Below are 24,711 nucleotides of genomic sequence, written 5' to 3' on the forward strand. Positions count from 1 at the left end.
CCACGCCCGGTGACAGTGCTCCTCGGGACCGTGCCCGTGGGGGCCAGTGACGGGGCTTCCCCGGCCCGGCCGCTCACCGCGTCCGCGGACGACCGAAAGGCCGACATGACCCACACCACTGACAAGCTGATCGCGACCGCGGCCGGGGTACGCACCGGCAACCGCACGACGGGGCACGCCTCCCGGGCCGGCCGGGGATCGTTGCGCAGGGCCACCCCATGGTTGTTTCTGCTGGTCCCGCTGGCCCTGCTGATCACGTTCACCTACGTGCCCGTGGCCAACATGATCTATTACAGTTTCACGGACTGGGACGGCGTCAGCCCGGACATCCGTCTGACCGGGACCGCCAACTACACCGAACTGTTCACGCGGCCCGAGTTGTTCAAGGTGTTCTTCGTCAGCCTCTACTACCTCGCCGCGTCCGCCGTGCAGATTCTCGTCGCCCTGTACTTCGCGACCGTCCTCAGCTTCAATCTGCGCCTGCGCAACGTCTTCAAGGGAATCCTGTTCTTCCCGTATCTGATCAACGGCGTGGCGATCGGGTTCGTCTTCCTCTACTTCTTCCAGGACGGGGGCACTCTCGATTCCGTCCTGTCCTGGTTCGGAGCGGGCACCGACCACACCTGGCTCGGCTCGCCGACGTCCGCGAACGTCTCCCTCGCGGGTGTCTCCGTGTGGCGCTTCACCGGCCTGAACTTCGTGCTCTTCCTGGGGGCGATCCAGTCCGTACCGGGTGAACTGTACGAGGCGGCCCAGCTCGACGGCGCCACGCGCTGGCACCAGTTCAGGTACCTGATCCTGCCGAGCATCCGGCCCGTGGTCAGCCTGAGCGTGATCCTCGCCGTCTCCGGTTCCCTGTCCGTGTTCGAGATCCCGTACATCATGACCGGCGGTGCGACCGGCACCACGACGTTCGTCATCCAGACGGTGAAACTGGCGTTCCAGTTCAACAAGACGGGTCTGGCCTCCGCCGCCGCCGTCGTCCTGCTCCTGATCATCCTGCTGATCACCTGGATCCAGCGCCGGCTCGTGCCGGACGAGAAAGCGGACCTCGTATGACGACCAACGCGGCGGACGGCCGTCGCCCCCGGAGCATCGGCGCCTACCTCGTCCGTCTCTCCCTGGTCCTGGCCTCACTGGTGGTCCTGGCCCCGCTGGCCGTCGTGTTCCTCACCTCCCTCAAGACGTCCGAGGAAGCCACGGACGGAGGCGGCCCGTTCCAACTCCCCCGCAACTGGCTCAACTTCGCCAACTACGTCACGGCCTTCCGCGACGGCCAGATGCTCACGGCGTTCGGGAACACAGCCTTCATCCTGCTCTTCTCGGTCACCGGCACGGTGGTCATCGGCTCCATGACGGCCTACGCCATCGACCGCTTCGACTTTCGCGCCAAGAAGCTGGTCATGGGCCTCTTCCTCGTCGCGACCCTCGTACCGGGCGTGACCACCCAGGTGGCCACGTTCCAAGTGGTCAACAGCTTCGGACTGTTCGACACCCGATGGGCGCCCATCCTGCTCTACATGGGCACGGACATCGTGTCCATCTACATCTTCCTGCAGTTCATTCGCGGCATTCCCGTCTCCCTCGACGAGACCGCGCGGCTCGACGGCGCGAACGCGCTCACCATCTACTGGCGCATCATCTTCCCGCTGCTCAGGCCGGCCATCGCCACCGTCGTCATCATCAAGGGCATCACCGTCTACAACGACTTCTACATCCCGTTCCTGTACATGCCCTCCGAGAACCTCGGGACCATATCCACGGCCCTGTTCCGGTTCAAAGGCCCCTTCGGCGCCCACTGGGAGGCCATCTCGGCCGGCGCGATTCTCGTCATCCTGCCCACGCTGATCGTCTTCCTGTTCCTTCAGCGCTACATCTACAACGGGTTCACGCGCGGCGCGACGAAGTAGTCCGCGCCGCCCACCCCGCCGTCGACCGCATCGACACACCTCCCCCCGCAAGAAGAGGCCGTGCCAAAGGAGACGCACATGCCCAACCCCGCGCTGAACCGCCGCGCGTTCATCCTCACCGGCGCCGCGGTGGCCATGGCCGCAGGCGCCCAGACCTCGGCGGCCGCTCCCCCGGCGAGGCCGACCGCGGCACCCACGCCGGTCCGGATCGTCGACGACGGAGCCACCCCCGCCACCCGCGCGCTGTTCGCCTACCTGAGGCAACAGCAGGGCCGGGGCGTCCTCTTCGGCCATCAGCACGACCTCACCTACGGTTTCACCTTCAGCGCCCCCGACGGCAGGGCATCCGACACCCTGGCGGCTGTGGGCGACTACCCCGCCGTCTTCGGCTGGGACACACTGATCCTCGACGGCGACGAACGCCCCGGAGCCCGGAGCAGCACGGAGGCCGAGAACATCGCCGCGCTCAGCCGCTGCATAAGGCAGGCAGACGCGCGAGGCGGGATCAACACCCTGAGCGCGCACATGCCGAACTTCGTCACCGGAGAGAACTTCTACGACACCTCGGGCAGAGTGGTCGGCCAGATCCTCCCAGGAGGTGCGAAGCACGCGGACTTCAACGCCTTCCTCGACCGCATCGCAAAGGCGGTCACCGGCGCACGCAGGCCGGACGGCACCGCGATCCCGGTCGTCTTCCGCCCCTTCCACGAGAACAACGGAGGCTGGTTCTGGTGGGGTGCCGGCCACACCACCTCCGCGGAGTACATCGAGGTGTACCGCTACACCGTCGAATACCTGCGGGACACCAGGGGCGTTCACAACCTGCTGTACGCCTACTCGCCCAACTCGGCCTTCGGCGGCGACCCGGCCAACTACCTCAAGACCTATCCCGGCGATCAGTTCGTCGACGTCCTGGGCTACGACGCCTACGACAGCTCCGCCGGATCACCTGCCTGGCTCGACGCCCTGGTGACCGATCTGGCGATGGTGGTGAGACTGGCGAACGAGCGGGGCAAGGTACCGGCCTACTCCGAGTTCGGGGAGAGCGGCACCGAAGGCCGCAACCCGCGGTGGTACGTCCAACTGCTGGACGCCATCAAGGCGGACCCGTTGGCCCGGCAGGCGACGTACATGCTCACCTGGGCCAACTTCGGGGGCACGAACCGCGCGTACGTCCCCTACCCGGGCAACCCCCTGCTGCCCGGCTTCGTCGCGTACTACCAGGACCCCTACACCCTGTTCGCCGGCGATCTCCGAGGGGTCTTCTCCGCCCGCACGAGCCCCGTCAGGAACGCCCCGTTCCTGCACCTCGTCACACCCACGGACCGGCAGCGTGTGACGGCGTCCAGAACCACCGTCCGGGTGCGCGTCACGCACGCGAAGGCCGGCCGTGTGACGTACTCCGTGAACGACGGGGCCGCCCAGCCACTGCGCCTGGACGCCGACGGCTTCTACTCGGGCGACTGGTCCATCGACCCGGGCCGGTCCGACAATCGCTCGGTGACCCTGAAGGTGAGTGCGCGGGTGGCGGGCCGGACACTCAACGACTCCGCGCTCGTCTTCCTCGGCGAGGGGACCCCCCTGCCGGCCGGGTGGGTCGACGACTTCGAGAGCTACGCCGGGGACGACGTCACCCTGAGCGAGACGTACAGCCACGTCAACGCCAACACCACCACCCTGTCGCCCGACCACAAGTCCACCGGCTCCTACGGCCTCGCCTACGCCTACGACTTCACCGGCGCCGAATACACCGGCATCGGCAAGGCGGTCGACGCGGACTGGTCCGCCTTCACGTCCCTGTCGCTGTGGCTGAAGGGCGACGGCTCCGCCAACGGCGCCACGCTCCAGATCGTCGCCGACGGGGTGTACTTCGAGTACGGGGCACCGCTCGGCGACACGAACGGGAAGGAAGTCGACGCACCCTTCAGCGAGTTCAAGCCTGCCCCCTGGGACACGTCACACGCCGGAGCCGTCCTCGACGCGGCCCGTCTCGCCAAAGTGACGGCCTTCAATCTGTACCTCGGCCATGGGAGCGGAGCGGCGACCACGGGCACGGTCTACGTCGACAACATCAGAGCCCACTAGGAAACGGGCGCGGCCGCGAGCGATGCCGCAGGCAGGCAGCCGGGGCTCGCGATCCCCGGCTGCGGGCCCGTCAGGCCGGTGCGTCAGAACCCGGCGAGCCGATCCACCAACAGCTCCACCCTGCGCTCGGTGTCGGCCGTTGTGCGCGAGGCATGCGTACCTTGCGCCGTGGGAGGTGTACGGGGCGGGTGCCGATGTGGCTTTAATGGATCGGCCCGATACGGGGCGCGTCGTAGCCTTCCTCGAAGGACCCATCCGTCACTGGGAGTTGTAATGCCGCGTACACAAGCCCGCGTCGTCACCGACCGGCCGCACCGCTATGCCAAGCAGCTCGCCGCCCATCTCGGCCGGCGCATCGAGACCAGCTGGGACGAGGAGAGCGGCGAAGGCCGGCTCGTCTTCCCGGACGGCGCCGGGGTCGGAGTCCTCACGGCCGCCGAAGGCGCCCTGCTGCTGGACGTGACCACCGAGGCGGAACACCTCGACCGGATCGAGGACGTGGTGGGCCGCCACCTGGTCCGGTTCGGCACCAAGGACGAACTCGAGGTGCGGTGGTCGCGTGACACCGGTGAGCCCGGAAGCACGCAGCGCAACACGGGCGACACCGTCTGAGCAGCAGAGGTCACGCCGGTGACCGCCGCCGCGGGGCGTCGTCCGCCTCGGACGCCCGAAGATCGTGAACCAGTAGGCGTCCGGGCTGCGGAAGTGACCGGCGAAGACACCGAACCACCGCTCGAGCACATCGAGTTCGCGCGGGATGAACAGCCTCCCCCGTGAGCCGGCCGGCACGGCGGGCGCGGCCAGCAGCACACTGCGCCACATCGGCAGCGCCCTCGGCCCCGCCGTGTTCGGTGCCGTCCCCACCGCCCACACCGTCGTCGCCCTGCCGGACCACGCGTCGGCCGAGCCGGCGTCGACCCGGCCGAACGCGGAGGGTGGCGGTGTCCGGTCTCGTGACGATGCCTGTTCGCGTGACGAGGCCTTCGCCGCGCCGGTGGCAGGCTGCCAGGCCGCAGCGTGAGATGCGACCGGTGTCAGGTGCGACCCTTCATCGGGGGTTGCCGGCGTGCGTCAGCGTCTCCCAGGCGAGGAAGTAGTCGGCGCCGCTGGGGCGTTGCCTGCTCTGGATCAGCCGCTTGGTCTTGGGAAGACTGATTCCCTCCCGGCCCGCGTAGTGGTTGTAGGCGACCTCCAGTACGGAGCCGATGCCACGCTTGATCGAGCCCTCGCAGAGCCAGGACGGCACGGTTTCGCCGAGTTCGTAGGCGGCGTGGAACTCCAGCGCCTTGGTCATCCGGACCGCCGCCTCGGAGTAGAGGTCGAGGCCCTGTATCCGGGCGGTCTCCGCGACATGAGCCGCGGCGGCGAAGCCCCAGCCGGTGTGACCGAAGTCCCGGCAGGTCTCCTGGGCCAGGCCGTCGACGAACGTGGACTGGCCCTGCCAGTAGTCGATCAGCTCCTTCCGGGTGTCCTTGCTGCTGCCCGCCGGGGTCTTCGGCAGCGGCCCGTCGCTCTTGACGTAGATGTACGCGGGCACCCGCTTGCGCCAGATGGCGACCGCCCTGTCGAACGACGCCCGGTCATCGAGGAAGACCGAGATACCGGTGGCGGCGTCCATCATGATGAGTTCCCAGTTGCCGTTGGCGTTCGGCCGTCCCTGGATCACCATGGGCAGGTACACCGTGCGCAGCATGGTGGCGAAGCGGCTCTGCCGCGCGCTCGGCCAGCCGGTGTACGTGTGCTTCATCAGCTCGCCGGCGCGGGCGAAGGACGCGCCGGCCCAGCCTGTCTGGAGGGGTGCGTTGTGGTTCGTGTGCTCCTTGATCACGGCGGACCAGGCGTCCATGATCTTGATGGCCTGGGAGGCATGGCGGCGGTCCTCGGTGAGGTTCCAGAGCAGGGCGTGGGTGTAGGCCGCGAGCGCGTCACCGCGCTCGTCGGAGCATCCGTGGTTGGGGCTGGACCTGGGCCCGCACTCGACTGTCGCCCGCGGCTTCGGGGTCCAGGACAAGGACGCGTACTTGCTCTCGCGCATGGCGTCGTACGCGGACTTCCACGGCTCCGCTCCGGCCTTCACCTTCCCCCGTACGAAGTCCAACTGCCCCTCGCTCAGCAGTACTCCGGGGTGCTCGAAGGAGCCCTTCGCCGCCGCGGAGGGCTGGGGGCCGGCCGCTTCGGCGTCCTCGGGCAGCAGCGAAGGGAGTGTGAGAGCCCCGAGCGCGAAGGCGAGCACGGCCGACCCGACGGTCACCGAGAGCCGTCGGCGCCTGACGTGTCTCCCGCGGTTCCGTCCCTCGATGCCGTCCGTGTCATGACGCGCGTCACTCATCCATGCCTCCGCGAAGCAGTCGATCCTGATACGGGTGCCCTGCGGTGCGGCGCCAAGTGGGGCTGGGACGGGCCGTCTTCGGAAGGCACACCTCGGGCAGTGTCCGCGGGGCCGCTGCCTCGGCCCCTTGATTCCGCCGCGGACACGCAAGCACATTGGCCTGGACCAGATGTCGGGGTCAAGCCGCGGAGGTTGCGTTAGGAAACCCTTAAGGCCCAGGAAAGGAACCGCCGGACCTGCTGCGGCGGCACGTCGGTGCGCGGTGCGGTGTGGCTGTCCACGGGCGACGGCCGGCCGCGTCCGACGGCCGGTGTCGCCGAAACCGCGGGTGCGGCAGAGAGGTTGGCCGCGGCTGTCGAGTCTCCTCTTCCGCGTCCACGGCCCGAGTCACTCTCCTCCGCATCCGCCCCCGCACCCTCCGCAACTGCCGCAGGAGTCCACGTCGACGGTGTCACCGCCGGTATCGCTCCAGGTGCGGGCGCGGTTGCGGGCCCGCGGGGCCGGTGGCGGCGGCTTCGGCCGCTCCCGGTTCAGGGCGATCCTCTGCCGTGTGCCGTCGGGCAGCACCGCACGCGCGAACTCCGTCTCGTCCCTGCAGTAGGTGTCGAGGACTTTCCAGCGGCGCCGCTTGTCCGACGGCCACAGGCACGCCGCTCCCCACTGCACCATCCAGGCCGCCCCGCTGACGTAGAGCCAGACCACCCTGTCGGCCTCGGGTACGAACGGCACGGGTGCTTCGGCCAGCCCGCCGTGCATGCCCATGCCGAACGCGGTCGCCATCGAAGCGGCCAGCATGAGCGTCAGGCTCCTCCCCGACGCCGTCATACGCACGGCGGGCGAATCTCGCTCGACAAGCTCCCTGAACCGGGCGAAGCGAGCCTCGTCCACGATCTCGTACAGCTTCGTCGTCGCGTCGGCCGACGTGCTGCGGATCTCCTCCGCCAGGGCGCGCAGGGCCGGCTCCGTCTGCTTCCTGCCTCGGTGCGTGGACCGCAGCTCACCGGTGGAGGAGACCTTCAAGACACCGTCGTCGACGAGCACACAGACCGCTGTCTCCGCCGCTTCGGCCGTTCCCCCGAGCAGATACGAGGCCCGCACCGGATGCAGGTCCCCGACGACCAGTTCGTCAACGATCTGCCGCTGACCGCTGTCCCGGAACCAGCAGTACGCCCCGCGCAGTCCGTTGCACACCGCGAAGATCAGCAGCCAGCAGGCCACGATCCCCTCGCTGTCGGTCAGCAACCGGTCCACCGTTCGCCCCCCAGCCTCGGTGCGGCCCCCAGCCCTGCCCGGCGGCGACGAACCGCACAGACAGGTTCAGAGTAACGGCATGGCGGCAGGTATCAGCCGGCCATCAACAGCCCTTCGTGGTTTGACCTTTGCCGAACACGGCAGCCCCGGGACTGGCAGGCTTGTGGCAGGTTCTGCGTGTCGCGAGGCAGGCCGGGAAGGGAATGGACGCGGATGAGACTCGAGGTGCGAGTCGGGCAGGACGCCGGGGAACTGGCCGCACTGCACAAGTGGTTACGTGCCGATCCCGACGTTCGCCGTTCGACCGCGGCGGAACTGCGCGGTGGCGTACCGGGCCCGGAGGAGATGGGCACGGAGCTCGACGTACTGCAACTGGTGACGGGAAACGGATGGAGCGCCGCGTCGTTCGTCCTGGCCGTGGTGGCATGGCGACGAACACGACACCAGCGGCCGAGGGTGGAGATCAGGCGGGGAGACACCACCATCGCCCTCACCGAGTGCTCCGAGGAGGAGATCGAGCGGGCGATCCGGATGCTCGACACCGTCCGTGACGATGATGAGGGAGACGGCCGGTGAGCGTGCTGCCCGATCCCGCGGCGTCGCGGGCGGTGCTCGTGGGCGTCGACCGCTATCGGCATCTCGATTCGCTGCCGGCCGTGTCGAACAACCTCGAAGCTCTCGCAGGCCTTCTGTGTGATCCGCTGACACTGCGTCTGCCCCGCCGGAACGTGAGCGTCCTGGGCAATCCGGAAGCCGCGCATACCGTGGTGGGCGCCGTGAGACGGGCGGCCGCCGAGGCCTCGGACACGCTCCTCGTCTACTACGCCGGGCACGGCCTGGTCGACGGAGCCGATCAGCTGTGCCTGGCGCTGCCGCACACCGAGTCCGGCCGCGTCGAGACCGCTCTGCCCTATGACTGGCTGCGTCAAGTGCTCCTGCTGGACTCCCGTGCCGAGCGGCATGTGGTCATCCTGGACTGCTGTTACAGCGGACTGGCCCTGGGACGGATGAGCCCCGGCGACGGCCTTGCCGACCACGCCGCCGTGGAAGGCAGTTTCCTGATGGCCGCCGCGGCCGAGACGCGCACCGCCCTGGCCCCCGCAGGGGCGGCCCACACCGCCTTCACCGGTGCCCTGCTGGACACCCTGCGGCACGGCATACCCGGCGGTCCCGGACTTCTGGATCTCGGTGTGCTCTACCAGCATCTGCGCAAGACCCTGGCGGCCCGCGGGCATCCTGTTCCACAGGCCCGCAACCGCAACAGCGGCCATCAGGTGGCGCTCGCCCGCAACCATACGAAGGTCTTCGAGCGGCCGTCCACCGTCACCGGCAGTCTCCCTCCGGACGCCGGCCACCCGCGACAGCCGTCAGCGCAACCGGTCGACCGGCCGACGGGTCTGTTCGGCGTGAGCCGGACCCTGCACGGCCAGACGACCGAGGCCGCGACGCACGCGGTCTCCCCGGACGGGAGCCTCCTCGCCGTCGGCCATGACGACGGGACGGTGCGGATGTGGGATCCGGCAACCTGCGAGGAGATCGGCGGACCCTTTATCGGCCATACCGGCAAAGTGCTGGACATGGCCTTCTCGCCCGACGGCACACTGCTCGCCACGTCGAGCCTTGACAGTACGGTGCGACTTTGGAGGACATCGACGCAACGCCCGGCCGGCGACCCGATCACCGAGCGCGGCGGGTACGTGTTCGCGGTGGCGTTCTCGCCGGACGGCACCGAGCTCGCCACCACCAACCGCAGCGGGACCATCCGTCTGTGGAACCCGGCCACCTGTCTGGAGAGTGGCGAACTCGTCGCCGACACGGTTCACAGCAACCGGTGCGTCACCTACTCCCCGGACGGCACACTGCTGGCCACGGCGGGCAACCGAGCCGTCCGCCTGTGGGACCGCACATCGCACCAGCCGGTCGGTGACCCGATCAGCGGCCACCAGCACGACGTGTTCCTGGTGACGTTCTCCCCCGACGGCAGTCGGCTCGCCACCGCCAGCATCGACAGGACGGCACGACTGTGGTCCCGGGAGACCGGCAGGCCCATCGGATTCCCGCTCACCCACCCCGGCGGCGAGGTGATGGACCTGGCGTTCTCTCCCGACGGGCGCGTGCTGGCCACGGCCGGCGGCGACACGAAGGTGCGGTTCTGGGACCCGGTGACGAGTCGCGCCGTCGGGACCCCTCTGTCCGGCCACAGGTACCGGGTGCAACGGCTGGGATATCTGCCCGACGGCACCCTCGTCACCAATGACGCCACGCTGCGGCTGTGGAGCCCGGTACGAACCGGCCCCCCGGCTCACCTGTGATCAGAGGGCGGCCGGCCGACAGGGTTGCGTCCCCGCGCTGGAAGGGGGCCGTCCCCATGAGCACCGGTCCGGTCGGCCCGAGGGCGACCGGCTACAGTGCGTGAGACAGCAGCCCGGTCGGGGAGGGGAAGCGTGACCGACACCAGCAGCACCCGGTCCGCCGCAGGGGAAGCTCAACCGCCGCGGGAGGGCCGACTGCGCCGCTTGATGCGCTACATCCCCCTGATCGCCCCTGTCCTGCTCTGGACGGTGCCCTGCTGGGTGCTCCTGTACGGGGGTCAGCACTGGCCACTGGCCGTCACGCTGGTCGGCACCGCCCTGTTCGTCCTCGGCCTCGTCGGTATGCCGCTCGCGATGGCGCGCGGCCACGGCCGGCGGCAGCAGGACCGGGCGGCGATCGTCGGTGACACCCTGCTGGGCGGCAGCTGGGTTCTGTTCACCTGGTCCGTGCTGCTGGGCGTCCTGCTGCGGCTCGCCCTGGCCGTGGCCGGAGTCGGCGAGGGTCAGGACCGGGCCCGCATCGTCACCTGGGCCGTCCTCGGTGTGACCGCCGTACTGCTCGGGTGGGGGTACGCCGAGGCCCGCCGGGTACCGCGCGTGCGCCGACTCGACGTACGACTCCCGCGGCTGGGTGCCGGGTTGGACGGCACCCGCGTCGTCCTCATCACCGACACCCACTACGGCCCACTCGACCGCGCCCGCTGGTCGGCACGGGTGTGCGAGACGGTGAACACGCTGGAGGCCGACCTGGTCTGCCACACCGGCGACATCGCGGACGGCACGGCCGAACGCCGCCGCGCCCAGGCCGCCCCGCTCGGTACGGTGCAAGCCACCCGGGCCCGTGTGTACGTCACCGGCAACCACGAGTACTACAGCGAGGCGCAGGGCTGGGTCGACCTGATGGACGAGCTGGGCTGGGAGCCGCTGCGCAACCGCCACCTGCTGCTCGAACGCGGGGGCGACACCCTCGTGGTCGCCGGCGTGGACGATGTCACCGCCGAGTCCTCCGGCCTGGCAGGCCATCGCGCCCACCTCGCCGGAGCCCTGAACGGCGCCGACCCCGGCCTCCCCGTCCTGCTCCTGGCGCACCAGCCCAAGTTCGTCGACCGGGCGGCAGCCGAGGGCATCGACCTCCAGCTCTCCGGCCACACCCACGGCGGCCAGATCTGGCCCTTCCATCACCTGGTCCGCGTCGACCAGCCCGCCGTCGCCGGACTGAGCCGCCACGGCACCCGCACACTCCTCTACACCAGCCGCGGCACCGGCTTCTGGGGACCGCCGTTCCGTGTCTTCGCCCCCAGCGAGATCACGCTGCTCGTGCTCCGCTCACCGCAGGCGTCCACCTCGCCGTAGCGGTGGTATCCGTCAGAGAATGCGCCAGGCGACGGCGTAGGGCTGGGCGAACTGGGTGATCCGGAAGGCCTTGACGACGACTTCCGCTTCCCCGGCCGGGACGTCCTGCCAGTTGACCTGCTCGACGTTGTTGACACGGTCGAACCCGGGACCGGTGCCCATGTTGCCGTGGCGTTCCTGGCCACCGGCTCGGACGATCAGGTCGAGGTCGTTCTGCAGAGCCTTGCCCGGGGGGTCGGTCCAGACGAGGGTGACCTTCAGGCGAGTCGCCCCTTCCGGGATCGTGATGTGGAAGGCCCGCTCCTCTCCCTGGACCAGTTCCTCGGCGTCCGTGAAGCCCGCCCGGCCGGCGTCGGCCGGCAGGACCACGGCACGCTGGAGGTTGACGATGCCGAAGCCGGAGTTGTTGTTGGGGGAAGGGCCCGCCTCGCTCGGGACGTACTGGCCCTTCAGCTCGTCGGCGCCGTTGACCAGCATGGCCTTGACGAGCGCGGCGCTCGGTTCGAGTGTCCCGTTCTTCAGCAGTGTCTCGCGCAGCACCGCGACACAGCCCGCGACCAGTGGGGTGGCCATGCTGGTGCCGCTCTCGAACATGTACGCCGGATCCGTGGAGGTGCCGAAGTTCTGGAGGTCCTGCGCCAGCCGGGAGCGCGTCGACAGGATCGCCGTACCGCAGCCGACGACGGTCGGTGCGATCCGTCCTTCCTGGGTGGGGCCACGGCTGCTGAAGGCCGCCATCCCGGCGGGGTTGTCCGCCATCTTGTCGCCGCGGATCGGTGGAGCGGGGAACCGGACCAATCCGTTCCGAAGCTGGTCGTACCTCTTGGAGATGTCGGGGCGGTCGCCCTCGCTCGCCCCCACGATGATGATGTTCTTGGCTCCGGTCTCCCCGCTGACGGACCGGAGGTTGATGCGGCCGTCCCCGTCCCGGTCCTCACCGTCGTTGCCCGCGGCGAAGAGAATGACGAAGTCCTTGTTGTCCCAGACCATCTGATCGGCTTCCCTCGCGGCCGTGTTGTAGGGCAGCCCGGGAACGCTGGGGCCCCAAGAGTTGGTGTGGACGCGGGCTCCGTCCTCGGCGAAGGGCGGCTCGAACAGATCGAGCAGGTTGTCCGGGATACCGGTGAGTCCGCCGTTCTCGTCCATCACGGACTGGAGCACCAGCCTTGCCTCGGGGGCTGTGCCGGTGACGCGGCCCATGGACTCCGACGTCCCGTCACCGAGCACCGAGCCCGCCACATGGGTGCCGTGTCCGTCGGGGTCGTCCGCGTTCGCGGGGCTCGTACGTCCGAGGGCGACGAGCCGCTTGACCCGGCCGGTGAAGGCGGGGTGCACATTGGTGGTGGATCCCTTGTCGAACCCGGTGTCGGCGACACACACGACCTGGCCCTTGCCCCGGAACTTCGAGCCGTTCAGGGACACATGGGCGTTCATGACCTTCGTCGCGACGGTGTTGTACAGCACCCTCTCGGGGACTTCCTCGATCTCCTTCACCTCGTCGAGCGCGGCCACGGCCGACAGGTCCTCTTCCCGGACCGTCATGCGGATCTTGCCGCGGTCGGGCCGTACGTCGCTGGCACCGGCTGCCGTCGCGACCCGGTCCCGCAGCCCGTCGGCGCTCACGGCGACGTCGTCGTGCAGGACGATGTCGACGGTGCGGGGGGCCGGATTCGCGTCGTCCATCGGCCCGGCCAGCTCTGCGATGCCCGTGCTCAGACGCCTCGGCCGGAGTGACTGGGCGATCTTGAAGCCCTCGAAGTACACGTCCGCCCAGGCTACGAAGGGCAGGGCGCGTACGGCGTCCAGATCCGTGGGCCGGAAGCCGCACAGGTAGGTGTCGTCCGGAACATACTCGTGGATCACCACTCCGAGCGAGGCGAGTTGTTCCTTCTCCTCGGCTGTGGGCGGGTGTGTGGTCTGGACGAGCAGGTAGTTGGACGCGGTCGCGTCCTCTGACACCAGCGAGGCGGTGGCCAGCTCACCGGCCTGGGCCAGCGGGTCCACCGTGACGCCATTGATCGTGATACGGGACATGCTGAACTCCTGAGGGTGCGTAGTGATGGAGAAGGTGCGCGTGAGGCGGTCGTGACGACCTCCGTCATTTCCTTGTGCGGGCACCCGCGCGTCCGCGACCTCGAGAGCCGTCTTCTCACGCGACGTCTTCCCTTTCCACCATTACACTGTGGGACCTCTGACGCACCTCCCCGGGCGCTGAATCGGTTGTGGACACAATGAATCCGACTAATAATTCAGCCGCAATTATGGGGGTTGGTCTATGACCTCGGGGCAGACCCTGCCGGTGCCCTGGTCGACCTGTTCAACAACCGTTGCCCGCCGTCCGCAAGGCCGGTCGTACCGCGTTCGGCGAACCGGGTCAACGCCGTGGGCAGTGGTGACGGCGGAGTAACGCCGCGCTGACGGCGGGGCCATATCCTGGACCCTGGCGACCGTAAAGAGAGCGACCGAAAAGGGCCCGCGGCCGCCCACGATGCAGGCTGCGATTCACCGGAGAAGAATTCTGGGCCATGCAGGGAAATGCAAACTCACCGAAAATCAGCCGTGCTGAAGGTGTCACGCCTGGTGTTCTGCGCGAACGGCCACCTTCGCCGGTCAATTGCTGCTCGGACGCCGAGCTCGAGATCGGGCCCCAGCGCAGACCAGACGGTGACGTCGGAGTAACGGCGCGCTGACGGCAGGGCCGTACCTTCGATCGAGGTACCCGCCGGCAGAGCTGACGCGAGGAGCCATCATGTCTGTCCTTCCGGATACACAGGACCTCACCGACGAACAGTCGGCAACCCTGGAGAAGGCTGCACTGCTGGTCATCAGCGCACGCAGAGAAGCCGCGGAGATGCTGAGGCGGGCCGAGATCCAGGGGTTCGACGACGACTTCTTCGGCAGCAGATGCCGCAAGTGCGGCAACTGCAGGGAGTTCGTGGGCGACGATGAAGTCTGCCAGCGAAGCGCCTGCAGGCACAGCGCGTCACAGCACGCGACCTGAACTGCTCCCCAAGGCGTGGGTGGGACGGGCCAGTTGCGGTGGCGACGGCCCCCGCGCGTTCGCTCCGGCCGAGGCCCGAAAACGGTTCGCGATGCGAGTCGAGCGGATGGCAGGGTGCCGCGCATGGCACCCCAGTACCAGGTTCGCGCCGACTACGACGCCGACACCATCGTGGTCTACCAGGCGTACGCGCCTGCCATAGCCGACGCGGCGCTGCGGGCGGGCCGCTTCGTCGAGCCGTTCTCCTTTCACAGGATGACGTGGATCAAGCCCTCGTTCCTGTGGCTCATGCACCGCAGCAACTGGGCCCGAAAACCAGGCCAGGAGCGCGTTCTCGCCGTGCGGATGGCCCGGGAGGGCTGGGAGGAAGCACTGTCCCGGGCCGTGCTCACGACTGCGGATCCGGCAGCTGTGGCGCAGGCGGCCGTACATGTCCAGTGGGACCCGGAACGGTCCTCGCGGGGAACGGCACTGAACCACTACAGCATCCAGGTCGGCATCGGTCGCGGTCTGATCCGCACCTTCACCGACGACTGGATCGTCAGCCTCGCGGACCTCACGCCCCGGGTCCGCAAGGCCGCGGCGCTGACGCAGACCGGGCACGCCGCCAAGGCCCAGCGGCTATTTCCCGCAGAGCGGGTGTATCCACTGCCACGGGCGCTGGAAAGCCGCCTTTCCAGGGGGAGATGACAGGCGAGCACTCCTGTCGGCGCATGGGGCGCGCGGTCGGTGTGGCGCCGCCGCACGCCGGGACCGGCATCAGCGGCTTCTTGGTCATCGGCCGGTTCCTTCAGCCGTCGTCCGTCCCGTCAGAGCCCTGATCGCCAGTTGGTCGCGGATGCGCTGGGCGAGGCTCTCCCACTGCCGGGTGAAGCCTGTGGTGTCCTCCAGCACGTCCCACAGGGGCGCCAGGGTGGAGTCGAGGCGGGCCCTCGGCAGCCACAGGTGCAGCAGGTGGTCGACGAGGGGGCGCAGGGTCGCGAGGAGGGCCGTGTCGTCGGCGGTGGCCGGGCGCAGTCCGTCGAGGCGGTCGCCCACGGTGGTCAGCAGCCAGTCGTGCAGGGCGAGGTCCTCGCAGAACGCGGCGACGAGGGCGGGGGCGAGGTCTCCGGGGATGCGGAGTCGCAGGGTGCGCAGCCGGTCGTCCACGGTGAGGCTCAGTGAGGGTGCCGTGCCCTCGGTGGCGGGCAGGGCGGACCAGCGCAGGGCGGTGACCGGGGTGCGCAGCGGCGGGTCGTGGTCCAGCTCGCGCCGCCTGGAGATCCGGGCCGCCAGGGCCTCGGCGATCGCGCCGGTGTCCAGTTCGTCGGGGCGGCGGCCGGCCAGGTGGCCGTCGGCGACCGCGCCGGCGCGGAAGCGGCCGACGGGTACGAGGAGGCCGGGCCGCACGAGGTAGTGCCCCCAGGGCCGGCGCCGGTCGTCGCCGGCCGACGGCAGCCGGAAGTGCGCCGTCGTCTGCAGGACCCGGCCCTCGACCAGTACCGCCCGGGCGGCGACGGTACCCACCGCGCGGATCCGGGCGTCGGCGGCGGGCAGCCGGCAGTCGACGCCGGTGAGGACGTCGGGGGAGACCGCGTGGCGCACGGGGCGCCGGGAGAGCCGTACGCGTTCGTCGGCGCGCAGCCGCAGCAGCCGGGCGGCGGTGCGCTCGTCGACCGCGTCCCGGGCGGGCAGCAGGCCGGTGCGCACCTCTCCGCACAGCAGGACCGCGGGCGGGTCTGTCGGCGGGCCGTCCATGTCACAGGCCCGGCGGGAAGACGTAGGAGATCCGCTCGACGACGCCCGCGGACACGCTGTATTGCTCGGCCTCGGAGCGACGGGCCACCTGGTCGAGGGCCTCGAGGTCGATCTGCACCTGGTCCAGCACGACCCGTACGGCGTGCTCGACGGGCAGGAAGCGGGCGGGCAGCACACTGCACGTGCCGTAGGCGGTGAAGGGCTGCGCCGACGGCTGGAGGCGGATCACGGGTGGCAGGGCGTCCCAGTCGGCAGGGAAGGTGCCGGTCTCCCAGGGGACGGGGGTCAGGACGGCGCGCCCGTCGTCGCGCAGCAGGCCGAGGCGGACCAGCTGCCACACGGCGGCCAGGAAGGCGCAGGACCAGGTGCGCCGGTCCTCGGCCTGGTCGAACAGCTCGACGTCCATGAAGACCGAGTGGCCGCTGGCGAGGGTCTCCGACGGCGGCCGCCAGCGGTCGTCGGTGTCGAGGGCGGCGGTGACGCGCCGGGAGGGGCTGCGCCGGCCGTTGCTGAGCCAGCCGGTGCGGCCCACGGGCGGGCGGTAGCCGGTCGTGCCGGGCGGAGGGGCCTCCACCAGCCGGTCCAGGACGCACTCGGCGAGCGCGGCCGCACCGCGCCGCGCGGGGTCGGGTGCGGCGCAGCCCGACTCACGGGCGAGGTAGTCGATGGTCAGCCCCGCCTCCTCCGCGGCCGTCAGCAGCGGCGGGATCAGCTCGGCCGGGGTGGCGAGCCTGCTGAAGTAGTCGTCGACGAGGAAGCAGGTGCTGATCCGGGGGTGGCGGGTGTCGAGCGACCGGCGGGCCGCGTCGGCCCAGGGCCGTACGGCGGCGAAGTGGCGGCGCAGCCGGTCGGGGCCCTCGGTGAAGTCCTCCATGTACAAGTGGCCCAGTTCCAGGGAGAGATGGGAGAAGGGCACTGATTCGGTGCGCGGTTCGGCGCCGGTCTCGACGTAGGAGGGCTCGGTCACGGCTGCTCCCAGTGCGTGTCGTCGCCGAGCCGTCGCGCGAGTTCGACCAGCGCCTGCCAGGTCTCGAGGTTGGCTATGCCGGTGTCGAGGACGTCCTCGTCGGTGATGAGCTGTTCGCGCCATTGCAGGACGGGCTCCAGTGGGACGGACGCCACCACACGGGACCTGCCGATGCCGAGCCGTGCGGCCATCTCCTCCAGTCGGCGGTGGCGTTCGGTCATCCAGGCGATCTGGGCGGGGCGGACCTGTGACCACATCGGTGACGACGGGTCCGGCACGGCGGTCCGGACGAAGCGGATCGCGCCGGACAGCGCGGCCGGGTCGTGGCCGAGCGCGGCACCGGCGCTCAGCATGCCCCGCGCTCCGTGGACGAGTTCGGCGGCGGCCCTGACGTGCTGGTGGGTCCAGCGGTGGTGGACCAGCCACCGGATGGGGATCCGGGGCTTCAGGGTGAGGGGTGAGGTGGCGGCCAGGGCGAGTTCCATCGCGTAACTGCGTCCGGCGCTCAGGTCGAGGACGAGGACGTCGAACTCGGCACGCAGGCGCAGGATCAGGTCGACGCACCGGTGCAGATCCTCGTCGTCGGTGACGAACTCCCCTCCCCCGCGGTCCCCGGGCAGCAGCACGAGCCGCCCGGCTCCGAAGGGGCGGTCCGCCAGCACGGGGTGTTCGGTGCGGTCCCACACGTCGACCCGGAGGGGTTCGCCGGTTCCGCCCTTCAGATACGAGTGCAGACCCTGTCCGTCGGCCTCGGCGAGGACGTCCGGCAGATCGAAGACGGCGGCAGCGGTGGGCGAGCCGAAGTCGAAGTCCAGGTAGCAGACATGGTCGCCGTTCAAGGCGCGCTGGTAGGCCAGGTTGGCGCTGGTGACGGTGCGTCCGGTGCCTCCCTTGTCGGACGCGGCGAACACGAGCAACGCTCAGCCCTCCCGCCGGCCGACGCTCTCCCGCGCCCGGGCCAGTTCGTCGAGGCGGGCCAGGGCGGTCAGGGTCGACGCGAAGGCGGTGCCGGGCTGTTCGTCGACCAGGCGGCGGGCGCGGCGCAAACCGATCTCGATCTCCCTGAGTGTCATGGCCTGGCTGCTCCCGGGGTGCGGGGCGGGCTGTTCCATCTGCTCCCTGCCGAAGAGGTGGGTGGCCTCGCTGAGCAGTTCCCGCGCCAGGGTGGCCAGTTCGGCGCTGCGGATCGGCTGCTGGTCGTACAGGGCGTGCGCGGCGACCATGCACTCGGTGACGCGCTCGGTGACGCTCCAGGAGACCGGGCCTTCGCGGTGCGGCGATTCCGGGTGTACGGCGTGCACGTCGTCCCACAGTCCCGCGCCCGCGCCGGCGCCGACGCGGCGCGCCCACAGATGGTCGAGGATGTTCTCGGCGAGCCGCAGCGAGCGGTCCTGGGAGGCGATGTCCCGGGAGAGGGCGGCCAGTTGGATGGTGCGTTTGAGCAGTTGCGGGGCGAAGTCCGCGGCGGTCCACCGCAGGGGCGGGCCGAGGGCCTCGCTGCCCAGCAGCGGCAGGGACACGCCGGGGTGGTGCAGGCCGAGCGCCGGGTCCCCGTCGGTGGCGCGGCTGGTGATGCGGGCGCGTTCGGCAAGGCGTTCCATCACGGCGACGGTGCGGACGAGATCGTCGTCGGTGGGGCGGCGGCGCACCAGGTCGGAGACGAGGAGGGAGGCGGCACACAGGGAGAAGTACTCGGACTCGGTGCCCTCCGGTGTGGCCCGCCAGGGTATTTCCTCCAGCGGCCACGGTCCGTCGCCGAACCGGGCCACCGCCGACCAGTACTGCTGGGTGATCTCCCAGCGCAGCCGCAGCGCCTCGGCGAGTCTCTGCTGTTCCGGGTTGAGCAGGCCGAGGATCAGGGTGCGTTCGGAGAACAGGTCGTTGATGCCGTCGAGGGCTACGACGGTGAAGTACAGGTAGGGCACAGGCAGGGCTACGCCCTCGTCCTGCGCGCCGACGGCCTCGCCGGTCTCGACGCCGGGTGCGTGGCGGACCACGCTCCAGGACCAGCCGCACTCGAACAGGCTGCTCTCGCCGCCCAGTTGCTCCTCGATGTCGGCGCCGAGGGAGATGCTCTCGGAGATGACCGCGCGCAGCCGCTGGAAGCGCCGTCGGAAGCGCTGGACCACCTGCCGGTCGGAGAGCCGGCCCCCGCCGAGCAGGCGGCACAGCGACTGTCCCTGCGGGGAGTCCATGGAGATGACGTTGACGGTGAAGGACCGCAGCAGGGCGACGAGGGCGGCGCTGAGCCGGTCACTGGTGCGCTGCCGCAGCCGGTCGATCCGGTGGAGCGTCTCCGGGCCCCGGGCGCGGCTGCGGTAGACCTTGAGGAAGCCGAGGGTGGCCAGGCACAGGGTGAGGGACAGGGAGTAGGAGTCGACGACACCCGTCCGCCGTTGCCGCTCGGTGATCTCGTCGTCCCCGGCGGCAGCGCCGCGTGTGCTGTCTCCGGTGTACTGGCTCTGCGCACCGTCGCCGCCGACGGAAGCGCCGCGGGTGTCGTGCGCGCGGGTGAAGCGGTCGCCACCGGCGAAGGAGGGGCCGTCGTCGGTCAGGTGGCGCTCCACGAACGTGTCGAGGGCGTCCAGGAGCCGGCCGGGCAGTTCGGGGGCGGGGCCGAGCGCCCGCTCCACGTCGTCCTGGGTGGTGTCCGGGTCGTCGAGGCGGAACGCGGCGATCTCGGTGGCGGGATACAGCAGGCAGAGCAGCCTCTCGGCGTCGGCGACGCTGCTGCGGCCGCCCTCCTCGCCCCAGTCCCAGGCGCCGTCGGTGAAGGAGTGGCGGGCGATCGACTGCCAGATCTCCAGCAGCTGCTGACGTGGCTTCAGCTGCACGGCTGGTGCCCCCTGACGCCGAGTGCGAGGATCATCCCCGTGTAACCGGCTCTGACACGGCGGTTTTCGCCGAGGTCACCGACATCGAGACTGTCCGCGTAGGGCGAAAGGCCGTCGTACACGTCGGACTTGTCGATGTCGCACGCCGGGAACCGGCGATCGCCCACCGCATACCCCTCGGAGTGCTCCATGAAAGCGGCTGCGAACGGCGCGCCCGGAGCCAGTGCCCGCATGAAACATTGCAGTCCGCGCCGGAATTCGTCGAGCGAGCCGGTGATTCCGTCGGCCACGAAGAACATGGTGCCGACGGACCACTTCTCGTTGTGCCCTGTGAGGTCGAAGAGATCACCGGGCCGGATCCGCGCGGCCCGACGGAACCGCTCCCTGGACTCCCCGGCGAGTGTGCGATAGGGGTCGCGTTCGCACAGGATGTCCCAGAACTGGTCCCACTGCTGGGCGTACGCCGGCACCTGGTCGCGCAGATGGGTCAGGTTGCGCCGGGAGCGCTCCAGCAGCGTGACGTCCGCACACCAGGGCAGCATGGCGAGCGCGGGGTACAGATTGGGGCCGCTGCCCACGTCGACACCGGAAAGAGGAGTATGTGATTCCGACCCTAGGTGGGCGATGAAGTGGTCGGCCGTCCTTCTCAGGAGGCAGGCGTCCTCGGGGAGGAGAAGGCGGTAATTCGCATCGAGATACGCCTGCGGATCGAACGAGTCCCACGACACATCACGGTTCAGGATTAACCGACCCTCAGCCGAATCGCTCGTCATGACGAGAAGTATCGGCGCTGCTGACCGCCGCGGCAATGATCGGTAGGATTCGCCCACGGCCGAGGGGGAGGTCCGATCGCGATGAGCGGATGGTCCACGCGTGACGCTCGACCCGCTGACCTGAGCCGACTCGCCGATTTCCTGGCCGAGTCGTGCCACGCCGTGGATGTCCCCACCGCACACACCCTCACCGAGTCGATCGACCGAGGGCTGGTGCTCCTGGCCGAGTCGGACGGTGAACTCGTCGGCTGCGTCAGCGCGGAGATGCCCGCGCCCGGCCATGTGCGGCTGTCCGTCGTCGCCGTGCGCGACGCTCTGCGCCGCCGGGGAGTCGCCTCCCGGCTTCTGGAGGAGCTGGCCGCGAAGGCCTCCGGGACAGCGGGCTCGGGGCCACTGCTCTCGGCCGTGGCCGAGGCGGCCGATCTGCCCGTGGCGGGACTGCTCCTCGGGAACGGCTTCATCGGCACCCGGGTGATGCGCACCAGTCGGCACACCGGTGACATCTGCCTCCACTACCAGCACAAGGTGCGCGTCGAGTACATCGACCCCGACACCCGTCATCTGGTGCCGCTGAGCGCGCGGGCACAGCTGGTGGAATCGCTGGCGGCACCGGACTACGCGGTGACCTCACTGGTGTCGCTCGGCGGTGAACCGGCTTTCGAGGTCACCTCGTTCGAGCAGGACGACCCGGCGACGCTCCAGTCCGGGGAGGCCGCCGCGGGCATCGCGTTCGCCGGGTCCGTCCTCGCGGCCATCACCTTCCTGCTCGGTTTCGCCTTCACCTCCAGCCGCTTCCCGGACGATGTGCGGCTGCTCCTGATCGGCGCGACCTTCAGCACCGTGCTCTCCCTGATGGTCTACGCGAGCGCGGCGGGCGAGCTGGCCCGCATCCGCGCCAACTCCTTCGGGCGGATCATGAAATGGGGCAACGTGATCTCCGAGTACGGCGGAGTCCTGCCGTTCCTCATCTCACTGCCCGTCACCTACGCACAGGCCAGCGGCGACCCCTGGACGACCATGGTCCTCGCGGGCCTGCTGAGCCTGGGCATAGCCTGGTACGAGCGGTCGGAGTTCTCCGTCGCCCACCGGTTCCGGCGCAGCGCAACCGATACGGTGCTCATCGTGTGCACCACGGTCTCGCCCCTCGTGGGCGCCGGCCTGGTCGCGGCCGCCGCCACCAGCTGGCCGTGGACCGCAGCGCTGGCGGCGGCGCTGGCCGCGCGCACCTGGCTGTATCTGTTCCGCCGGGGCCCGGAGGCGGGCACGTCCCGGCGCCGGCACTGGCAGATCAGGGAATAGCCGCGCGCCGGCACCACGGAAGAACCACCAGGACGGCGCCGTTCGACCGCTTTGCGCCGTCGGGGGCGATGATGGTCGGTATGCCTGCCCTGCCGCCGCCCGAAGAGCGTCCCCCGTCGTCAGCGCGGTCCCTGCTGGACCAGCCGGAGCCGACCGAGCGGCACCCGCGGATCCGGCACGCGAGGGAGCCGGACCTGCCGCAGCTCGTCAGGCTCGACGGGGAGGTGTTCCCGCACATGCCCTACCCGTACTTCGTCCTGCGTCAGTTCCTCGACGCCTTCCGGGACCACATGCTCGTCCTGGACGACTCCGCGGGCGAGCTGCACGGCTACGTCATGTCGACCGGGGCGGGCGGGCCGCAGTCCTGGATCCTGACCCTCGGTGTCGCGCCCACGCTGCACGGGCAGGGCTGGGGACGACTGCTGATGGAGGCGATGCTGGACCATCTGCGCCGTCAGGGCACCGGCACGGTGAACCTGGCCGTCGACCCCGCCAACGACCCGGCGATCGCGCTCTACCGCTCCCTCGGCTTCACAGCGTCCCCGGGCGGCCCCCGGCTCGACTACTTCGGCCCCGGCGAGCACCGCCTCCTCATGACCCTCCCCCTGTGACTCCCGGGCCCGCCGGCCCCCGGCGCCGAGGTGTCTGCACCACCCGCCGGCCGCAGCGCCGCCGCACGACCGCCCAGTCGGCCGACGAGATGTGACCGGGTTCCCTCCGGGCCGAAATCCCCGAGGGTGACAAGGACGGGCCTCTCGGCGCTGAGAGGAGGGGCGTATCCGCACGCCCTCTTTCACTCATGGACCCCTGGGGGGACCCACTTGTTCACCAGCATGTCCGGCGGTCGGCACAGACGCCGGATACGAATCGCCCTGCCCGTCTCCGCGGCCGGTGTCGCCGTCGCGGTCGCGGCCGCGCTGCTGACCTCCTCCGCCGAGGCGGCGACGCCGCTGCCGCAGCCCACCGTGAAGCCCGCCACCAGCGCCCCGTCGGTCGCCGAGCTGGAGCAGCGGATCGCCACCGCGATCGCGGGTGACGACACGGCCGGGAAGACGCCGGCGAAGTCGTCGTACAGCGCCGGGACCACCGAGCAGGGCATCGACCCCAAGATCATCGGCGGGACCACCACGACCATCACGGCCGCGCCGTGGATGGCCCAGCTCTGGTACGGCGACGACAAGGGCACCCCGGACACCGCCGACGACGTCGGCTTCTTCTGCGGCGGAGTGGTCGTCGCGCCGACCAAGATCCTCACCGCCGCGCACTGCGTCGCCGGATACGACTGGTACAACCACGGCTCGGTGATCACCAGCACCGCGCAGCTGCCCACCGTCGACGAGCAGGGCTACATCACCGACCTGCACGGCGGCGCCATCTCCGGCGTATGGCGGCAGTGGCACCACTCGTCGTACGTCCCGTCCACGCTCGACTCCGACATCGCGGTCCTCACCCTGCCGAACGCGGTCACGGCGACCCCGATCCGCATGACGACGGCCGGGGACACCACCTCGTACACCGCCGGCACCAGCGCCAAGGTGTACGGCTGGGGCCGGACCAGCTCCACCAACGACAACATCTCCGAGACGCTGAAGACGGCCACGCTGCCCCTCCAGTCGGACACCACCTGCGCCAACGCCTACGGCTCCGACTTCGTCAAGGGCCACATGGTCTGCGCGGGCACGCCCGCCACCGGCAGCGACGCGGGCACCACGACCGCCTGCAACGGCGACTCCGGCGGCCCGCTGATCGTCAACAACCGGATCGTCGGCATCGTCTCCTGGGGCGTGGTGGACTGCGTCGCCGCGGGCGCCTACGGCGTCTTCACCAAGGTGACCTCGTACGTGGGGGCCGCCTACCCGCGCCTGGACGACACCAACTTCGACGGCGACCACCGGGGCGACCTGTGGCTGCGCAGCGCCTCCACGGGCACCGGATACTCCCGGTACTCCCGGGGCACCTCGTTCGCGGCCGGTGAGAACTGGGGCAGCTGGGCCGGGGTGAACACCGTCGTGCAGGCCGACCTCGACCGGGACGGCTACCAGGACCTCGTCTACCGCCGCAGCAGCGACGGTGACGTCTTCTGGGCGCACTACTCCGCGTCGCGCAACACCTGGATCACCCAGCTGCTCGCCGACAACTGGAAGACGCGCACCCGCATGGCGATCCCGGGTGACGTCACCGGCGACTACCTGCCCGACCTGCTGTCGGTCGACTCGGCCGGCGCGCTGTGGATCTACCCCGGCAAGGGCAACGGCACCTTCGCCGCGCGCGTGCAGGTCGGCACCGGCTGGAACCAGTACGACTGGATCCGCGGTCACGGCGACTTCACCGGCGACGGCCGCACCGACCTCATCGCCCGCAACGCGAGCAACGGCTACGTCTACCTCTACAAGGGCACGGGCAAGGCCGGCACCGGGGCGTTCGCCGGCAGGATCAAGATCGCGACCTGGAGCAGCTCGGCGTACAACACGGTCGCCACGGTCGGCGACGTCAGCGGCGACGGCCGCGCCGACCTCCTGGCCCGCACGCCCAGCGGCATCCTCTACCTCTACCGAGGCACCGGGAACGCCACGGGTTCCCTCTTCACCGCACGGGTCTCGGTCGGGACCTACTTCAAGGGATACGACATCCTCGCCTGACACCACGGGTGAGCCGGGCAGACACCCGTCACCCCCACCACGACGCGCCGTGCCCACCCGAGCCCCGGGCGAGCACGGCGCGTCATCGGTTCCGGCCCCGAGTCACTCGGCCGGAGCGAAGCCCTCGGCAGCGCACACCGCCGACCGGACAGTCCGCTCCCACCGCTCGCCGTCGCTGCGAAACGGGTGACCAAGCCCTCGCGTGATCGGCAGGCCTGAGC

The 24,711-nt window shown here is 70.1% G+C and carries 21 protein-coding genes; 13 read left to right on the plus strand and 8 right to left on the minus strand.

Features of this window, described 5'->3' with window-relative positions:
* The first annotated feature begins 105 nt into the window (after window positions 1-105).
* The 5 genes from ACFYR0_RS11440 (at window position 106) to ACFYR0_RS11460 (ending at window position 5,016) form a co-directional block, all read left to right on the plus strand.
* Window positions 106-1,059 carry a carbohydrate ABC transporter permease gene (locus tag ACFYR0_RS11440; RefSeq protein WP_389324913.1) on the plus strand — a complete coding sequence of 318 codons (954 nt, stop codon included), beginning with the start codon at window positions 106-108 and terminating at the stop codon, window positions 1,057-1,059.
* Complete coding sequence (locus ACFYR0_RS11445) at window positions 1,056-1,910, plus strand: carbohydrate ABC transporter permease (protein ID WP_389324916.1); 855 nt, start codon at window positions 1,056-1,058, stop codon at window positions 1,908-1,910. The genes ACFYR0_RS11440 and ACFYR0_RS11445 overlap by 4 nt, the downstream gene beginning before the upstream one ends.
* 78 nt (window positions 1,911-1,988) lie before the next feature.
* A complete protein-coding gene (locus ACFYR0_RS11450; protein WP_389324919.1) occupies window positions 1,989-3,995 on the plus strand; it encodes a glycosyl hydrolase in 2,007 nt (668 codons plus the stop codon).
* Window positions 3,996-4,268: 273 nt separating this feature from the next.
* Window positions 4,269-4,607, plus strand: coding sequence for a DUF2218 domain-containing protein (locus ACFYR0_RS11455; protein WP_389324922.1), 339 nt, complete (start codon window positions 4,269-4,271; stop codon window positions 4,605-4,607).
* Window positions 4,608-4,752: 145 nt separating this feature from the next.
* Complete coding sequence (locus ACFYR0_RS11460) at window positions 4,753-5,016, plus strand: hypothetical protein (RefSeq protein ID WP_389324925.1); 264 nt, start codon at window positions 4,753-4,755, stop codon at window positions 5,014-5,016.
* 27 nt (window positions 5,017-5,043) lie between these two features.
* On the opposite strand, the gene ACFYR0_RS11465 is transcribed toward ACFYR0_RS11460, so the two are convergent.
* The gene (locus ACFYR0_RS11465; protein WP_389324928.1) at window positions 5,044-6,324 is read right to left on the minus strand and encodes an alginate lyase family protein; all 1,281 of its coding nucleotides are present in this window, start codon (window positions 6,322-6,324) and stop codon (window positions 5,044-5,046) included.
* Between the two features lie 387 nt (window positions 6,325-6,711).
* Complete coding sequence (locus ACFYR0_RS11470) at window positions 6,712-7,566, minus strand: hypothetical protein (protein ID WP_389324931.1); 855 nt, start codon at window positions 7,564-7,566, stop codon at window positions 6,712-6,714.
* 222 nt (window positions 7,567-7,788) lie between these two features.
* On the opposite strand from ACFYR0_RS11470, the gene ACFYR0_RS11475 reads away from it, so the two are divergent.
* From ACFYR0_RS11475 to ACFYR0_RS11485, 3 genes are all read left to right on the plus strand, one after another.
* A complete protein-coding gene (locus tag ACFYR0_RS11475; protein ID WP_389324934.1) occupies window positions 7,789-8,151 on the plus strand; it encodes a hypothetical protein in 363 nt (120 codons plus the stop codon).
* Window positions 8,148-9,887 carry a caspase family protein gene (locus ACFYR0_RS11480; RefSeq protein WP_389324937.1) on the plus strand — a complete coding sequence of 580 codons (1,740 nt, stop codon included), beginning with the start codon at window positions 8,148-8,150 and terminating at the stop codon, window positions 9,885-9,887. The genes ACFYR0_RS11475 and ACFYR0_RS11480 overlap by 4 nt, the downstream gene beginning before the upstream one ends.
* A 132-nt stretch (window positions 9,888-10,019) precedes the next feature.
* Window positions 10,020-11,240, plus strand: a complete 1,221-nt coding sequence (locus tag ACFYR0_RS11485; RefSeq protein ID WP_389324940.1) for a metallophosphoesterase — start codon at window positions 10,020-10,022, stop codon at window positions 11,238-11,240.
* Window positions 11,241-11,252: 12 nt separating this feature from the next.
* Here the strand turns inward: ACFYR0_RS11485 and ACFYR0_RS11490 are convergent, their stop codons facing one another.
* Window positions 11,253-13,274 (minus strand): S8 family serine peptidase, encoded by a 2,022-nt coding sequence (locus ACFYR0_RS11490; protein ID WP_389324943.1) that lies wholly within the window; start codon window positions 13,272-13,274, stop codon window positions 11,253-11,255.
* A 715-nt stretch (window positions 13,275-13,989) separates the two neighbouring features.
* Here ACFYR0_RS11490 and ACFYR0_RS11495 point away from each other — a divergent pair.
* The gene (locus ACFYR0_RS11495) at window positions 13,990-14,241 is read left to right on the plus strand and encodes a DUF6422 family protein (RefSeq protein ID WP_389324946.1); all 252 of its coding nucleotides are present in this window, start codon (window positions 13,990-13,992) and stop codon (window positions 14,239-14,241) included.
* Between the two features lie 123 nt (window positions 14,242-14,364).
* Window positions 14,365-14,931 carry a DUF4291 domain-containing protein gene (locus tag ACFYR0_RS11500; RefSeq protein ID WP_389324949.1) on the plus strand — a complete coding sequence of 189 codons (567 nt, stop codon included), beginning with the start codon at window positions 14,365-14,367 and terminating at the stop codon, window positions 14,929-14,931.
* An 84-nt stretch (window positions 14,932-15,015) separates the two neighbouring features.
* Here ACFYR0_RS11500 and ACFYR0_RS11505 read toward each other — a convergent pair whose 3' ends face one another.
* From ACFYR0_RS11505 to ACFYR0_RS11525, 5 genes are read right to left on the minus strand one after another with little or no spacing between them, the layout of a single operon-like run.
* Window positions 15,016-15,978 carry an SCO2521 family protein gene (locus ACFYR0_RS11505; RefSeq protein ID WP_389324952.1) on the minus strand — a complete coding sequence of 321 codons (963 nt, stop codon included), beginning with the start codon at window positions 15,976-15,978 and terminating at the stop codon, window positions 15,016-15,018.
* Window position 15,979: 1 nt separating this feature from the next.
* Complete coding sequence (locus tag ACFYR0_RS11510) at window positions 15,980-16,945, minus strand: SCO2522 family protein (protein WP_389324954.1); 966 nt, start codon at window positions 16,943-16,945, stop codon at window positions 15,980-15,982.
* On the minus strand, window positions 16,942-17,862 hold the full coding sequence (locus ACFYR0_RS11515) for an SCO2523 family variant P-loop protein (protein WP_389324957.1): 921 nt from the start codon (window positions 17,860-17,862) through the stop codon (window positions 16,942-16,944). The genes ACFYR0_RS11510 and ACFYR0_RS11515 overlap by 4 nt, the downstream gene beginning before the upstream one ends.
* A 3-nt stretch (window positions 17,863-17,865) precedes the next feature.
* Window positions 17,866-19,779: an SCO2524 family protein gene (locus tag ACFYR0_RS11520; protein WP_389324960.1), complete on the minus strand. Its 1,914-nt coding sequence runs from the start codon at window positions 19,777-19,779 to the stop codon at window positions 17,866-17,868.
* A complete protein-coding gene (locus tag ACFYR0_RS11525) occupies window positions 19,770-20,609 on the minus strand; it encodes an SCO2525 family SAM-dependent methyltransferase (protein ID WP_389324963.1) in 840 nt (279 codons plus the stop codon). Before ACFYR0_RS11525 ends, ACFYR0_RS11520 begins: the two co-directional genes overlap by 10 nt.
* A gap of 24 nt (window positions 20,610-20,633) precedes the next feature.
* Between ACFYR0_RS11525 and ACFYR0_RS11530 the strand changes: the two genes are divergently transcribed.
* The 3 genes from ACFYR0_RS11530 (at window position 20,634) to ACFYR0_RS11540 (ending at window position 24,490) form a co-directional block, all read left to right on the plus strand.
* Window positions 20,634-21,851 (plus strand): GNAT family N-acetyltransferase, encoded by a 1,218-nt coding sequence (locus tag ACFYR0_RS11530; RefSeq protein ID WP_389324966.1) that lies wholly within the window; start codon window positions 20,634-20,636, stop codon window positions 21,849-21,851.
* A gap of 80 nt (window positions 21,852-21,931) precedes the next feature.
* Complete coding sequence (locus ACFYR0_RS11535; protein ID WP_389324969.1) at window positions 21,932-22,462, plus strand: GNAT family N-acetyltransferase; 531 nt, start codon at window positions 21,932-21,934, stop codon at window positions 22,460-22,462.
* 222 nt (window positions 22,463-22,684) lie between these two features.
* Window positions 22,685-24,490: a trypsin-like serine protease gene (locus ACFYR0_RS11540; protein WP_389325448.1), complete on the plus strand. Its 1,806-nt coding sequence runs from the start codon at window positions 22,685-22,687 to the stop codon at window positions 24,488-24,490.
* Window positions 24,491-24,711 lie beyond the last annotated feature (221 nt).

The organism is Streptomyces sp. NPDC005017, assembly GCF_042873115.1.
GTDB lineage: Bacteria > Actinomycetota > Actinomycetes > Streptomycetales > Streptomycetaceae > Streptomyces.